The organism is Paenibacillus sonchi, assembly GCF_016772475.1.
GTDB classification, from domain to species: domain Bacteria; phylum Bacillota; class Bacilli; order Paenibacillales; family Paenibacillaceae; genus Paenibacillus_AQ; species Paenibacillus_AQ sonchi.
The window spans coordinates 2,090,525-2,105,627 of record NZ_CP068595.1; the positions used below are offsets into that span (position 1 = coordinate 2,090,525).

A 15,103-nucleotide genomic window follows, 5' to 3' on the forward strand; every position below is an offset into this window, starting at 1 on the left:
GAAAATGAGTATACATGCTACAATGCAGAAAATTATGAAAGGGAGGCATCACCATGAGGTATATAAGCAAAAGAGGGCACAAGAGTTAGGGGAACCGCATCATTGGCCCTGTAAACTGCGCGATTTCCCTTGATTTAGAGGGGGACCCCCAGGTGACAAAAACAAATTCAAGCAGTGTTTCGAAATCGATGGTTTGGCTCAGCATCCTTGCTTTTTTCAGCGTGTTCAACGAGACGGTATTTAATGTTTCTTTGCCGGATATCGCCAGACAATTTGACATTAGACCTTCGGCGGCGAATTGGGTAAATACAAGCTTTATGATCTCATTTGCTGTAGGATCGGCTTTGTATGGGAAAATCTCGGATTTGTACGGTACCAAAAAACTGCTGTTATCCGGCCTGTTAACATACTTTACGGGATCTTTGATCGGTATAGTATTTCATAAATGGTTTCTTGTTGTGCTCATTGCACGCTTTATTCAAGGAGCAGGAGCATCTGCGGTTCCGGCGCTGATCATGGTCTTTGTAGCCCGCTATATCGAGCCGAATAATAAAGGAAAAGCGTTTGGGATGATTGGATCAATGGTAGCCTTTAGTGAAGGAATCGGACCTGCGGTTGGAGGGGTCATTGCTGACTATATCCATTGGTCTTACTTATTTATACTGCCGATGATGACACTGCTCACACTTCCGTTTTTTCTTCATGTGCTCCCGGATGAATCTTCAAAAAAAGGGAAGTTTGATGTTCTAGGCGCTAGTCTGCTATCCGTTGGAATTGTAATGTTCATGTTATTCACATCCATGTACCAGTGGGGGTACCTGGCTATAAGTGTGCTGTGTTTCTTCGGATTCCTGCAGCGTATTCGGCGTGCGAAGCAACCTTTCATCGAACCCTCCTTGTTAAGACGGAAAAAGTTTTTGGCTGGGGTGCTTACGGGAGGCGTATTGTTAGGAACGGTGGCTGGTTATATTTCAACGGTCCCTTACATGATGAAAGATGTGTACCATATGCCGACCAGCCTTATTGGAAGCGCCGTTCTCTTTCCCGGGACCATCAGCGTGTTATTGTTCGGATTCGTTAGTGGCCTATTGGTCGATAAGCGGGGATGTTTTTTTACGATGCTAGTAGGATTATTCATGCTTGTCGTAAGTTTCCTGAGCATTTCATTGTTTGTCGACCGGACGCCATGGCTTATTTCTACAACAATGGTGCTGACATTTGGCGGGCTTTCGTTTGTAAAAACTGTCGTGTCCACCAGTGTTGCGGAAGCACTGAGTTCGGATGAATCAGGCTCCGGTATGAGTTTCCTGAACTTTGCCTGCTTCTTAGCTGAAGGGATCGGGGTTAGCTATGCAGGAGGTTTGTTGACGATGTCTTGGCTGAAATTCCCGCTCATCCCAACTGTAACGGACACTGCCGCATTTCTATACAGCAACTTGATGCTAGTCTTTATTGCGGCTGTGATCCTTGGTGGAATCATATTCTCATTAGCTTACGGCCGAAATCAGGCTTCATCTGTGCTGGGGTCTAAGCGGTAGATTAGTGAATTTGTATTATATCTAGCATCGGAGAAGCGGCCTGTAGCGGCCGCTTTTTTGTTTGCGCCCGGCATGGGTACTATCTTTAGGGTTGAAGTGCCGAAACGTAGACTATTTAATCTAATAAGCAGCCAGCGTTACAGTGATATACACAATAGACAGAGTTACTTATGAAATTATATAATTATTAATGTTGGCGTGTAAAATAATGTAAATCTAGTTCTATTTTTCATGCAGACATTTTAGTGACCTCCTAAAGGTTGTTGAGAGAAACAAGAAATGGTAGTACATGCAACATCAAATAAATTTGTAGGGGGATTTTGAGGATGAAAATAGTTAAAATGAGGAAATCTGTTTTTGTTTCAACGATTGTAATTTCAGGTCTACTGTTTGGTTCAGTAGGGGCATTTGCAGGAACTGGTATTGAAGCGATCAAAGCGAAGTTAAACCACAACATAAAGTTTGTTCTTGATGGTTCCAAGTGGACTCCAAAAGATCAGTCTGGTAATAACTTATCCGCTTTAGTATATAGCGGTTCTACATATGTTCCTTTAAGAGCGGTATCAGAAGCTCTTGGAGCAGAGGTCGATTTTGATGCAAACTCTTCAACAATTTCTATTAATAGTTCAGGTGATAGCGGTATTCCTTACAATGATGATAGTACGGCATCGGCACCGGCAGCAACATCGGCTCCAGCAGCCACATCTGCACCGGCAACTCCATCAACTCCATCAACACCATCGACTAGCAATGGTAAAACCTTTGGTTCTGCAATTCCAGTTGGCAAGTCTGTTTCATTTGATGATCCCTACAGTTATGACGGTCTTGCGTACACCGGGAACTATACTGTTTCAGTAACCTCGGTAAAGTCAGTCACAAGAAGTGAAATCGCAGCCCTTGGTTTCAAAGAACCAGAAGCAAACTCCTTGATTGAGTACAAATTGGCTAAAGTAAAAATTATTCTGAAGAACGGTAAGCTCATCTCAGATACTAAACACGAAAACACTTACGTTTCGGTTGCCTTACTACCAGCACTGTGGGGTTCGAAAACTTCAGACGGAAACAGTATTATTGGGGTGACGGATTATGGTTTCACTGGTTCCTTGGATGATGCTCTCGATGAAGCAACGGATGGTAAAAAACTTGTATCGGGTCAAACTTACAACTACACTGCAGAAGGCCTTGTAATCGTACCAGTAACTAAGGGTTCGGCAAACTACCTAACCATTCAGCTTAATAACAAGGACGACTATGATAACTCTTTCTTTTACTTTAATCTCCAATAAGTAAGGGCCAATGTATTCACACTTGTTCAGAGGTGGGTGCCCCAAAAGCCATAGAATGGCTTAGGGACACCCCTTTTTTCATTAGGAGAGGCGTGGGCAGCAAAACTGTGGCTCGTAGAAACTTATGTGCCGTTATCTTTGGACAGAGCTCGATTCCACTCGGCTCGATATATAGTAAAGTAGAAGACACCTTGAGGGGTGCTTTTTTTTGTTTTGCACGTCCCCAGTCAAGCCTGGTATAACGTATACGTTACAGCTGCAAGTGCAGCAGATTCTGGGTATCGGTGTCTTTTTTTGATTTTAGCGGCTGCTTTGGGCTATATATGATGGTTAAAAAGCTGTTGTGCTTTGCGCATCTTTGCAAGGTTCAGAACCCTTGAAAAGTGCTATACTAATAAAGAATGGAGCTGATGCCGATGGATTTGCTGGACCCGCGTGTGGATTTTGTATTCAAACGGATATTTGGCAGCGAAAACAATAAGGATGTACTGCTGGCGTTTCTTAACCGTATTTTCACCGAAGCTGGCGAGCCGCCGCTGACCGAGATCATCCTAATGAATCCCTATACGGATAAAGACGATCCCCTCGACAAACAGTCCATCTTTGATGTTTACGCCAAGACCTCTGAAGGAAAAATGATTGATATTGAGATGCAGCTTTTCAATAAGTACGATATAGAGAAACGAACGCTGTTTTATTGGAGCAAGCGATACGCCAGTCAACTCAGTGAAGGTGACAAATACCCAGAGTTGAAGAAATGCGTGACGATTAACATTCTGAACTATTCATTCCTGAAGAACAATCAGTACCATAATGTGTTTCATCTGAGGGAGGATCGGACAGGGTTGCCCTTGATCGATGACATTGAGGTCCACTTTCTGGAACTGCCAAAGCTGGATGAACGTAGCGTTCCAACCGAAGGCGGGCTGATCAATTGGCTGTTGTTTCTGAAAGGTACCGATACATCATACTGGGAGGTGCTGAAGATGAATGAACCGGGTTTGGAAAAAGCGATGGATACCCTGCAATATTTGAGTCAGGATTCGGATGCCAGACGGTTGTATGAGGCCAGACAGAAGTATTTGCATGATGAAGCTTCCATGATTGAGGGAGCGAAGTCTGCCGGGATAATTGAGGGCAAGCTACAGGTCGCTCGAAATTTGTTGGCGATGGGAATGGATTATGCGGCTGTCGCTAAAGCAACTGGTCTGAGTGAAGATGAAATCAGGTCTATAAAGTTTTAATATTTGTATTTTTTTCAGTAATAAAACGTTTCTAAAAGGTGGAAACATCATATTGGGAGGTGCTGAAGATGAATGAACCGGGTTTAGAGAAGGCAATGAATACCCTACAATATTTGAGTCAGGATTCGGATGCCAGAAGGTTGTATGAGGCCAGACAGAAGTACTTGCATGATGAAGCTTCTATGCTGGGAAGATTAACGGAACAGGAGATTAATAATTTGAGAAAGTGAATAAATAGAGAGCATCCAATTCAGCGGGTGCTCTTTTTTCTCCAACTCGCAGATTACGCACAAGCGTACCACATACACTTTGCAAATATGCTACGCTGAATTATATCATTTCAATCCCGAATTTTAAAAAGGAGGCTCCCATGCCCAGCATTCTTGAATCCCTATACCACGGCAGCTTATTCCCTAACGAGGACATTATCTCCAAAGACCCCAATTATCGTCCGATCAACAGGCAAATCACCCAATCCTTAGAAACTTGGAAGCAGAAACTATCCTCAGGGGAGTTTGAGGAGCTGGAGTCTTTATTGGAGCTGTATTCTCAAGCTCAGGGGATGGAGATGACAGCTGCGTTTGTATGTGGGTTCAAGGCTGGCTCCGCGATGATGATAGAAATTCTAGTCGACGGCTAAGGTTAGCAATGCCCAGATTTTTAAGGTTTCCGAAATAGCCTTTTTACCTGTAATCTTCATTTTCCTGTTGACTTAAACCATACTTTAAGCCGTAAGCTAATACTGTCGACATGAAAGATTAGTTTGGAGGCCTTCAAAATGAAATATGTAACGATTGGGGAGGCTGCGGCCGCCTATCATATTCCAGAATCCACGTTGAGGTATTATGAGAAGCAAGGCTTGTTGCCGCTGATGGAGCGTGATGCTGCCGGCAGGCGGTTATTCTCGGAAATGCAGATGGCGCTGCTTGAAACGGTGCTTCGCTTGAAGCAGACACACATGCCCATCCACGATATCAGGCAATATATAGCTTGGGTCATTGAAGGGGATAGCACCACGGAGCTCCGGCTTGAGATGATGACGAAACACAAGCAGGCGGTGCTGGATGAAATTGCGTCCATGACAGACGCCTTGCAAGGCATTGATGTGAAAATTGACCGGTATCTCACGCGTTTGCAGAAAAAATAGATCTTAGAAAAGAGGAAGGCTCATGAAGCTGTCAGGAAACACTATACTCATTACTGGCGGGAGTACCGGAATTGGGCTGGCTTTTGCCGAGCGGTTTATTCAGGCAGGGAATCAGGTGATTGTGTGTGGACGACGTGAAGATGTGCTTCGAAATGCGCAGGACAAATTCCCCGGCCTGATCACCCGTGTATGCGACATAAGCGAAGAGTCCGAGCGCATAGCCATGTTTGATTGGGTTACCGCAAACTATCCGGAAGTCAATGTGCTAGTGAACAATGCCGGAACTCAGCAACGGTTCAATGTGCTAAAAGTGGACGCCAAGCACAATTGGAGCTACTTCAATCAAGAAATCAACACTAACCTTGACGCGCCTTTCCATCTCGCTCTGCTGTTTGCTCCATTTTTTGCAGAAAAAGAGAAGGCCGCGATTATCAACGTGACCTCCGGTCTCGCTTTTACGCCGTTTGCCATCGCTCCGATCTATTCCGCAACCAAAGCGGCGCTGCACTCCTTTACGATGAGCCTGAGACACCAGCTGTCCGAGACATCTGTAGAAGTCATTGAAGTAGCCCCTCCGGCAGTGAATACGGAATTGGGCGGCGCGGGACTGCATACGCACGGGGAGCCTTTGGATGCCTTCGCAGATGGGATCTTTAGAGGCTTGGAAGAGGGAAAACAAGAGATCGGATACGGGACTTCTGTGGACCGCTTGCGCATGTCCCGGGATGAAGTGGACGAGTACACGGCAAATATGTACCAGGCTACGAAGGGCATGATCGAGTAAGTGGCCAGAAGGTAAAATAGGGAAAGGCAAGGCCTTCAGAAACCGGGGCCCTGCCTTTTTTTATGAGCAAATGCATACCTCCCAAGACGGACGGACTGCGTTTTTAAGCAAGCCTTTATTTAGTCACAGCGTCTACTTCTTTCTTAAAGGCATCCATGTACTGATTGAAAATGCCCGTATCGAAGTTTGCGGTGGTGTCGTTGGCTTTGGGCGGATTTTTCTGAATTAGCCCGTGTAGATGGTCAATTTCTGTGGAAAGCTTGGTCCACACTTTTTTAGAGAATCATACTCTGCACCCAGACCCGCTATATAGCTGTCGTATTCCTTCTTCTTGTCCATGGTCTTGGCTAACTGCTCAACGGTAAAATCGACATCCATACTCTCCCCGGTGCTGCTGGTGCCGCTGCTGATATACCAACTGATGTCCACGAACCCATCGTTCCATACATCGGAGATCACATAATTTTCGATTTCCCTTAACATGTCACTCGGGGCCGGTGCATTTGCAGCTAATGAAGCTTCCGGGGTGGGTTCTTTGAAGGCGCTTCTTACCTTGCTAAACGTTTCTTTGTCAGATGAATCCGTCGCCCATAGAACTTTCTTGTTATTGATAAGGACAATCAGCTCGCTTTTGGGATTAGAGCCTTCCTCTCCCTGAACTAAGACAGCTTCAACCTTCATGCCTTTCTCATCTGCATAATCCACTGATTCGAGAACCTGTGGATTTTTGAGCTTGTGGTCATCCGGGGTTTCAATCGACTGGGCCATCTGAAAGAGTGGCTGGGCATCCGGATAAACGTTCTCGGTAATAAAGTTCTTTTTGGCTTCCATATCCGAACCATTCAAAAAAGTATTGACGTAGTCGAGAGCTACCTTTTCTGTGTCAGATAGTTTCTTGGGTGCTGCTGTAGGCGCTTCTGTAGGACTCGCTGATGGCTGTGATTCCGTCGAAACCGCTGCAGAAGAGGCCGCTGGCTCTGCCGTATTTTTGTCCGAGCTGCAGCCCGTTAGTGCTGCAAAAGCAATGATCAGACCAATAACAATTTTTTTCTCCAATTTTTATTTCCCCCTGGTGATGTAATGTTTTCCATTTGTATGTACGTGACATGAATATCCGGGTTTCAGGACTGATGGGGTCCTTTATACTTTTTTGCAAGTATAAAAATAAATGAGATTGTCAGATAAACCATTTATAATAGTAGGGATTTCAATATTTAACCATATTAGGGGTGCCGGATGAAAAAGGGAATAATCACATTAGGAATGCTGAGTTTAATTATGATCTTTACAATGGGCGCGGCCGCAGTCAAGAATCCGTTGGATGTGACCCGGAAGCTGTCTGTTAAGAACGACCAGAGCAACAATATCATTTTAAAAAATGCTGCCGAATATGAAATGAAATGGTCCCTCACCGATAAGAGCCCTTATCAAATGTACAGTTTGTACAAGGGGCCGAATGGACTGGTCTATGCCCAGAGTGTTGAAGAAATCTTCGCAATCAACGCCGCAACAGGAAAGGTTGTCTGGAGGCATCCAAGTGATTGGCAGGGTGAGCTTACTCCTTTGCTGGGAGCAGACGGTACATATTATAAGGTTTCATATGATGATGTCGAGCGTTTGTCCTCAACGGTATATCAAACGGACATTTCCCGTATTGACAGTTCAGGCGAAGTAACCACTTTTCATGATATTAAGCTGCGGGTAGTATCCCACTTTGAGGATGGATCTTTATTTGATCTTTTTCAGGCGGGGGATAATAAAGGAAATTACATAGTGCTCACAGATGAAGGGTTGAAATCCATTAAAAAAGACGGATCAACGAATTGGCGTCTCACCACGATTCCTTTCAAGAACGGTGTTCTGGATGTCAAAGATATAGAGCAGCTCTACACGGATTCCAAAGGCAACATTATTGCTGATTTTGAGAAAGTCGAGGCTACCCTTGATCTGAGCGGCAAGATTCTGCGGGTTGCGGATTATAATCAAATCCAGAGTGAACCGGTAAGTTACTCAGATATTATTGACAAAGATGAGCACGGGGGCTATTACGTATTAGATGACGATGAGGGGAGCATTACGGATAAGGATTTCAAGACAGGGAAGCAGAAGTGGAAATATTCATTAAGTAAATATGAAAAGGCTGCTGGAATAGGTCTTTTTACAGGAAGCTTCACGACAGATAATAAAGGTAATGTATACTTCGGCGCCAACAACGGCAATGTGTATTCATTGGATTATAACGGGAAGCCCCGATTTACACTGTCGGTGAACAGCAGTCAACTCTCCTACCCGGATATCATTGCCGTAAATGATAATCTCACGGTGATCAGTGTGAATAACAACATCATTTGCCTGCAAAAAATGAGTAAATGATTCGTAAAAGACTGCCCATGGTAAAAGCCAAAGACACCCCGAAGGGTGTCTTTTTCTTTCCCTTAATATACAGTAAGCTGTACCTAGACGCTTTACAGCGGCGCAGCGGACTTCAGCGTAAGCTCCCAAGGGAGCTATAACCCGATCCCACACAAATCTCAACCGGGACAGCAATGCAATCTCGATCTTTTAACAGCGCCTGGAACGGGGAATCCCGGGGTATTGGTACGAGCGGTAGCATTCGCTGCGGCAGCGTTATTCCGAAAGGGTTTTGAATAGGTACAAAGGGGTGTCTCAAAAGCCAAAGTGAACTGCACCCCGTCAAGTAGACAGTACAAAAAATAAAAGTATTTTAAGCGGCCTTGGTCCTGAATTCAATGGGACTAAGGCCGTTTAGTTTTGCCTGTAACCGCTCGTTATTGTAAAAGTGAATGTAGGCATCAATATCTTTTTGGAGCTCTTCAAAGGTCCGGTAGGTATCCAAGTAATACTTCTCACATTTCAGTGTCCCCCAGAAGGACTCCATCGGTCCATTATCAATACAGCAGCCTACTCGGGACATACTTTGCTTCATTTCTGTTTCGTCTAACATCTCCTTGAACTTCAAGGAAGTATACTGAAACCCACGGTCGCTGTGGAGTAGGGGATGACTTTGAGGTGCCGCTTGTACGGCGAGCTCAAAGGTCTCAAAAACCAGTGCGTTATTATTGGAATGCCCTAGCACATAGGAAACAATGGACTTATCGTATAGGTCTAATATGGCGCTCAAATATGCCTTCTTTCCGTTTCCATACTTGAATTCCGTGACATCCGTAACCCATTTTTGGTTTGGCGCTTCGGCATGGAATTCACGGTTCAGCACATTCTCTGCGACCTGCTGAGGCGTAGAGCCTACGTACTTCTTCCGCCTTCTACGAATGACCGACTGGATGCCTTGGATCTTCATGAGACGGTACACTCGTTTCGTATTAATGGGTTTGCCTATCTGCCTGCGCAAATGCAGGGCCAGTTGGCGGTATCCATAGATGCGTTCCACCTTTTCGTACAAGCAGAGCATCTCTTGCATGAGCTTCTCGTTGTGGACTTCTCGGCGGCTCGGTTTGCGGTTTAGCCACTTGTAATAACTTGACCGCGAAATGCCTGCAATCTCACACAAAAGCTGAATAGAGCAGGACTCCTCTTGCTGAACAGCCTGGATGGCCAGGTAGATATTCTCTTGACGAACGGAACTTAATGTCCCCTCCTTTCGAGTTCCTCTAACTTTTTTAGAAAAGCATTCTCCGCACGGAGCCGTTCGTTCTCGTATTCCAGCTTCTTCATGGCCAGCTTGTAGCGTTCTGCATCCGTCAGCTCTTCCGGCGCTTTCGTACGCCCTCTGCCGTCCCGCAGAGCCTCTTCTCCGCCGGCCTGGTACTTCTTCACCCAACTATATGTTTGCTGGTAGGACACCTTGAAATGGCTTGCCGCCTTCGTATAATCTTGTCCATTGGCAAGACAGTACAGCACAATGTCGATCCGCTCCTGCCATGTCGTTATCCGTCCTTTGGTCATCCCTCTAGTTCCTCCTGAATTAGCGGTTAAGCTGTTGCTATGACTATTATACTTCTTAATCCAGTTGGCGAGTTGGGTAGTGCTTGCAATCTTATACTTGTAGATGATTTGGCTTTGCGACAATTCCCCCTCAAGATAATCCCTAACCGCTTGGAGTTTGAGCTCCTCAGAATATGTACGGTTATGAGTCCGAACGTCTAGCCCCTCGTAACCGTACAACTCATACCGTCGCCGCCATTTCATAATAGAGTTCTTGGTTACTCCGAACTTTCGGGCTGCAGCCTTTACTCCGATAAATCCCTCTTTAATTTCTTGGAGGATCGTTAATTTTTCGAACGCTGTAAACTTCTTTTGTTCCATAAAAATGCTCCCCATACAGTAACAGGTTTTTATTATTTCACCTGTCTACTATATGGGGAGCATATCAAAGGGCTGCTGGGATACCCCTTTCTTGTTGTTAGGAAGTTATGAGCGGGCTAAATGGGCAAGCAGACTAAATGCTAAATTGATAGCTGGTATAACAATCCCAGTCCGTTTGCCCTGCTGAATGGAGAAATTCTCCCCCAGCTAACAGTTTTCCTGTCCGCATTAGCCGCGATTGTAACTCACCCGCCAGGGTGATATTGTCACAAACTGTGTGCCACGCTCCGCGGGCGACCCCGTCGTTCCAAACTCTGCGCGGTATCCGGGGCAGCGGCAAGAATTTTGTAGAAAAAGAAGGAGATTTGTAGAGTTAATGTAGAGGTCCGTCAGCTACTATTAGAACCAAGAGATTATTATACACAAACCAGCTGTATCCGTTTAGCACAATTTGGTGAACGGCTGCATCGGAAGGGAGGAAATCACCGGTATAAGAAGGCAGTACATCAGGATTTGAAGTGTCGGCTGATCAAATAACAGTATATTAGATGAGGAGTACAGAAAAAGATGACAACATCAAAGAAACAGAACAAAAGATGGTCCCGCAGTCTGGCAACCTCTTTGTCATTTGCGCTGGTTGCTGTTAACTTAGCGATTCCCGGACCAGCGGCCCATGCGGCCATTGGAAATGACGGATCGGAGCAGATTTTCACTTCGGAAAAGTACCGGAGTTTTAATAAGGAAAGCGGAGCTGTAAACTTAACTTTCCCGGAACTCTTTATTACCGGGAATGCCGGTGAGATGATGACTGGTGCCACTGTTGTCATTAACGGATTTCAGACGGGAGATGTGATCACGTTTGAAACGGCAGGTACGGGAATTACGGTTAACTCCAGCAAGGGAAACGGCGTTTATATATTAACGGGCAATGCAAGCATTGGGGTCTATCAGACGGTATTGGAAAATGCCAAACTTAAATTCACGTCTGCTGGAGAACGCAGCGTAACCTTCGGCCTTGGCCCCGTCCTCGCTTTCGCTAAAAATGGCCATTTCTATGAATATGTAACGGATACCGACATCGGATGGCCGGAAGCCCGGGCGAATGCCGAGCTGCGGACCTATTATGGACGCCAAGGGTATCTGGCGACGATTACCGGCCCGGAAGAAAACGCCTTTATTGCCGAAAAGGCACAGGGGATTGGCTGGATTGGCGGTAAAGATGTGGATCGGGCTGAAGATGCAAACGGAAAAGCCACAACGCGTGTTTCCACCTTGCAGAGCAGCGGTATTGGCTATGGCGATTGGCGTTGGGTGACAGGACCGGAAGGGAAACTGCAGTACGGCGGCCAATTCGGGCTTCCCTTCTACAAAGGCTATATTGCTCAAGGCGGCATTAATGATACCGCTACGGTCACGAATGCAACTTATGGTCTCGGCAGCAACAAGACCATGCACAATAACTGGGACGCCGGAGAACCCAATGACTACACTTACGAGCATGTGATGCATATCTTTGCGAACGGCAAGTGGAACGATTATGCAAGCGACAACAAGGTGGATGCCTATCTCGTTGAATACGGCGGCATGGAAGGCGATGCAGCTACCAGCATCAACACAACCATCACGCTGGTGGACAATACGCCGCTGAAACAGGATATCGGCACAGCACAAGGCTATCTCGACCTTGCTCCGCCGGTCTATACGAAGGAGTCTCTGGCGGTACTGAAAGCAGCATCGGATGCAGCCACAGCCGTCCTTGAAGACGAGCATGCCTCCCCTGAAGAGATTGCGGCTGCCCGCAAGAGTCTTGCGGATGCGATTGACGGGCTGGTCAAGCAGCCGCCAGTAGCTAACAGCGCCAGCTATATAGAGGGAACGAACAATCAGGTATCGGTTGTTTTTGACAAACCGGTCAAGTTCAATGCAGACGACGCGGATACTACGGACGACTTCAGAGTTACACTGGACGGAAGATTGGTTGATGTTACGCATGCTGTAGTATCGGACAAAGATCCCCGGATCATCATCCTGACCCTGGCGAGCCCCTTGACCAATGATCCTGTGGTAAGAATCGAATATGATTCCGGACAATCCGCGATAGAGGCACAGGGGCCCGAAAAGACGCCGGTTACGGATTTTACGCTTATCGCAAACGGGCCATTCGGTGATTCTTTGCAGATTCAGGAGCCTGCTTCCGGTATAGAGGTCTATGGAGCCGACTTCCCGGTGCCCGTGTCTGGACAGACTGCACTGGATTCTACGGTAACGGCCAGCGTCTATAATGTGGATGCTCATCCCGATGCCTATCTGTTCGACCTGGAGGTGGGTATTACCGTTTCCGATGCCGTATACACATGGGATACTAAACTGCCGGGTCCACTTGCGCCGGGATCGTATCACATTGCAGTGACTTCCAGCAAGACGTTCGGCGATGAAGTGAGAACGGAAACAAAGCTTGTGCCGTTTACCGTTCCGCAGCTCCAGTTGACTCATGTAGCGGTTGACGACAAGAATCCGGCTCAGGCAGTTCTGACATTCAATCAGAATGTCGGCGCTGTGCTTAACGAGGCTGATTTTGCCGGACTCAAAATTGATGGACGCAAAGTGGTGGCTGTAAAATCTATACAAGGCAATAAAGCGGAAGTCGTTCTGGAGGAAGCGCTCGGTCCGGACGATGCATTGATCGTGGAGTACGATGATGCAGCCGGAGGTGTTACTGCTGAAGGGAACATCCTGAACGAGCTGCGGCCGATTAATGCCGGCAATCAGGCTGGCATAACGAAGGAAAATGATATTATTCCGCTCCGGCTCATTGCCGCTTATCCTGAAGAGGGCAAGCTGAAGCTGGTGTTCAACAAGCCGGTCAACGACTTCACCAGTCTGGCCGGATTCACTTACGGCGGAGTGCCGCTTAAGGAGCCTTTTGAGATTCACGGCAATGAACTTATCGTTTCAATCCCGGCTGATCATAAGGGCGGCCTATTGAGCTACGATCCTAAACTCGGCAATGTCACTGAGAAGGGCAATGAGAATAACCCGCTTACGGGACTGCAGCCGGGGATTGACCTTGGCGACGATTCCAAATATATCGCAGACGAAGGCAAGCTGCCTAAGAACGGTCTGGGATTGGCTGTCGGGGATAAGGCGGTTCCGCTGACTCCGGTTTTCCAACCGGATGTATCGGGTGGATATAAGGCGTCCGTGCCTAACGAAACGGATAGCATCGCTTTGAACCTCGCCCCGACAGGAAATGATAACACGCTGGTTAAAGTAAGCCTGAACGGAGTGGAGGTTCCTGGCGGAGACTGGAGCAAGCTTCCACTGCAGGAAGGACTGAATATCATCCAAGTGGATATTGTCGATGCGAAGCATCCAGGCGTTAAGCTGGGACAATATCAGATTCAGGTGGTCCGCGCAGGCAGAGTTTCACAGGAGCCTTCCAGCGGCGGAGGCTACGTCCCTGCTCCAGACAAAACCAAAACCGAAGTCATTGAAGTGGATGTGGCCATCGGTGGAGCAACTGCGGCTGGCATCACTAAAGTGCCGGTCCAGCGGACGACCCGCAATGATGGAACGATAACAGACCTGGTGCGTTTTACCAAGGATAAGGCAGAGGAAGCGGTAAAGAAAGCGAAAGAGACGGGACAAAGCATCGCCCGTGTGGTCATTCCGGATGCGGCAGACAAAGTCGGCGAAGTAAATGTCCAAATTCCGGTGGAGACAGCCAAGTTGCTTAAAGAGAACGGCATCGTGCTTGAAATGTATACAGAAAATGCTATTATCCGCATTCCGAACGCTTCTCTGGACGGAATCGCACAGGACTTCTATTTCCGGCTCGTGCCGGTAAAATCTGCAACGGAGCGGAATGAAATCGAAAAGAGGGCTACACTCGAGGCCGTTGTCCGCGAAGTGGCGGGAAACAATAAAATTGAAGTGGTCGCCAGACCGATGACCATCGAAACGAACTTGTCCAGCCGGGCCGTAACCCTGATCCTGCCGCTTAAAGATGTGAAACTGCCTGCGAATGAAGCGGAGTGCAATGCGTTCCTGGCGCAGCTGGGCATTTTCATCGAGCATACCGACGGCCAGAAAGCAGTCGTAAAAGGTAAGGCCGTCACCTACAAAGAGGGATTGCTTGGGCTGGAATTCTCCGTAACGAAGTTCAGCACCTTTACAATCATCAACTTCAATAATCAGGCTGCCGCTTCACACGGAGCGTACATCGTCGGATTCCCGGACGGCGAATTCAAGCCGGACGAACAAGTAACGCGTGCACAGATGGCGCTTATGATCGCCAGAAATCTGGGGTACGATGCCAATGCGGCTGTTGGCAGTCTTCCTTTCGGGGATGTGGCTGTACGGCATTATTCTGCAAGAGCCATCGCTTTTGTTAACGCACAGGGTATTATGAAGGGCGATCCGAACGGACAGTTCCGGGCGGCTGCGCCGATCACGAGAGCAGAGATGGCAGCCGTTGCCGCCAATTACATGAAACTTGCGGTATCGGCAGACGGCAAGTCCAGCTTCAACGATACGGCCGGACACTGGGCGCAATCGGTGATCGAAGCCAACCTGACGGCTGGCCTATTCAAGGGATACCCTGACGGCAGCTTCAAACCGAATGCCTATCTGACCCGGGCTGAAGCTGTAGTAATGGTTAATCAGATGTTTGACCGGGGTCCGTTGTATGGAGCAGATGCCATCAAGTTCCCGGATGTTTCCGGCAGCCATTGGGCATACCGGGATATCCAGGAAGCCGTGATTGATCATCAGTACCGGATTGACGGTGAACAGAAGGAACAACTGGTCTCAGAATAAAC

At 47.2% G+C, this 15,103-nt stretch carries 10 protein-coding genes and 1 pseudogene; 9 read left to right on the forward strand and 2 right to left on the reverse strand.

What is annotated here, in order from left to right; translation table 11 throughout:
- Positions 1 to 188: 188 nt before the first annotated feature.
- The 7 genes and pseudogenes from JI735_RS09710 (at position 189) to JI735_RS09740 (ending at position 5,999) form a co-directional block, all read left to right on the forward strand.
- Positions 189 to 1,538, forward strand: coding sequence for an MFS transporter (locus tag JI735_RS09710; protein ID WP_051051499.1), 1,350 nt, complete (start codon positions 189 to 191; stop codon positions 1,536 to 1,538).
- 326 nt (positions 1,539 to 1,864) lie between these two features.
- Positions 1,865 to 2,824 carry a stalk domain-containing protein gene (locus tag JI735_RS09715; protein WP_202677332.1) on the forward strand — a complete coding sequence of 320 codons (960 nt, stop codon included), beginning with the start codon at positions 1,865 to 1,867 and terminating at the stop codon, positions 2,822 to 2,824.
- A gap of 401 nt (positions 2,825 to 3,225) precedes the next feature.
- Entirely contained in the window at positions 3,226 to 4,068 is an 843-nt protein-coding gene (locus JI735_RS09720; protein ID WP_202677333.1) for an Rpn family recombination-promoting nuclease/putative transposase, read from the forward strand.
- A 41-nt stretch (positions 4,069 to 4,109) separates the two neighbouring features.
- Positions 4,110 to 4,274, forward strand: a pseudogene (locus JI735_RS09725) (Rpn family recombination-promoting nuclease/putative transposase); the annotation flags it as partial.
- Positions 4,275 to 4,438: 164 nt separating this feature from the next.
- Positions 4,439 to 4,708, forward strand: a complete 270-nt coding sequence (locus JI735_RS09730) for a DUF6809 family protein (RefSeq protein ID WP_039834574.1) — start codon at positions 4,439 to 4,441, stop codon at positions 4,706 to 4,708.
- A gap of 138 nt (positions 4,709 to 4,846) precedes the next feature.
- Positions 4,847 to 5,215, forward strand: coding sequence for a MerR family transcriptional regulator (locus tag JI735_RS09735; RefSeq protein ID WP_039834573.1), 369 nt, complete (start codon positions 4,847 to 4,849; stop codon positions 5,213 to 5,215).
- A 22-nt stretch (positions 5,216 to 5,237) separates the two neighbouring features.
- Complete coding sequence (locus JI735_RS09740; RefSeq protein WP_039834572.1) at positions 5,238 to 5,999, forward strand: SDR family oxidoreductase; 762 nt, start codon at positions 5,238 to 5,240, stop codon at positions 5,997 to 5,999.
- A gap of 225 nt (positions 6,000 to 6,224) precedes the next feature.
- Here the strand turns inward: JI735_RS09740 and JI735_RS09745 are convergent, their stop codons facing one another.
- Positions 6,225 to 7,055, reverse strand: coding sequence for a hypothetical protein (locus JI735_RS09745; protein ID WP_202677334.1), 831 nt, complete (start codon positions 7,053 to 7,055; stop codon positions 6,225 to 6,227).
- A 222-nt stretch (positions 7,056 to 7,277) separates the two neighbouring features.
- On the opposite strand from JI735_RS09745, the gene JI735_RS09750 reads away from it, so the two are divergent.
- Positions 7,278 to 8,372, forward strand: coding sequence for an outer membrane protein assembly factor BamB family protein (locus tag JI735_RS09750; RefSeq protein WP_233476321.1), 1,095 nt, complete (start codon positions 7,278 to 7,280; stop codon positions 8,370 to 8,372).
- 352 nt (positions 8,373 to 8,724) lie between these two features.
- Here the strand turns inward: JI735_RS09750 and JI735_RS09755 are convergent.
- Positions 8,725 to 10,283, reverse strand: a protein-coding gene (locus JI735_RS09755) for an IS3 family transposase (protein WP_085979244.1) whose coding sequence is annotated in 2 segments (ribosomal slippage) — positions 8,725 to 9,650 and positions 9,650 to 10,283 — 1,560 coding nt in all. Because the reading frame shifts where the segments join, the coding sequence is not laid out codon by codon here.
- A 567-nt stretch (positions 10,284 to 10,850) separates the two neighbouring features.
- On the opposite strand from JI735_RS09755, the gene JI735_RS09760 reads away from it, so the two are divergent.
- On the forward strand, positions 10,851 to 15,101 hold the full coding sequence (locus JI735_RS09760) for an S-layer homology domain-containing protein (protein WP_051051422.1): 4,251 nt from the start codon (positions 10,851 to 10,853) through the stop codon (positions 15,099 to 15,101).
- The last annotated feature ends 2 nt before the right edge of the window (positions 15,102 to 15,103 follow it).

Coding starts and splice junctions, on each gene's coding strand:
- JI735_RS09720 (WP_202677333.1), top strand. CDS start 3,226: ATGGAGCTGATGCCGATGGATTTGCTGGACCCGCGTGTGGATTTTGTA.
- JI735_RS09760 (WP_051051422.1), top strand. CDS start 10,851: ATGACAACATCAAAGAAACAGAACAAAAGATGGTCCCGCAGTCTGGCA.
- JI735_RS09750 (WP_233476321.1), top strand. CDS start 7,278: ATGATCTTTACAATGGGCGCGGCCGCAGTCAAGAATCCGTTGGATGTG.
- JI735_RS09715 (WP_202677332.1), top strand. CDS start 1,865: ATGAAAATAGTTAAAATGAGGAAATCTGTTTTTGTTTCAACGATTGTA.
- JI735_RS09740 (WP_039834572.1), top strand. CDS start 5,238: ATGAAGCTGTCAGGAAACACTATACTCATTACTGGCGGGAGTACCGGA.
- JI735_RS09710 (WP_051051499.1), top strand. CDS start 189: ATGGTTTGGCTCAGCATCCTTGCTTTTTTCAGCGTGTTCAACGAGACG.
- JI735_RS09735 (WP_039834573.1), top strand. CDS start 4,847: ATGAAATATGTAACGATTGGGGAGGCTGCGGCCGCCTATCATATTCCA.
- JI735_RS09730 (WP_039834574.1), top strand. CDS start 4,439: ATGCCCAGCATTCTTGAATCCCTATACCACGGCAGCTTATTCCCTAAC.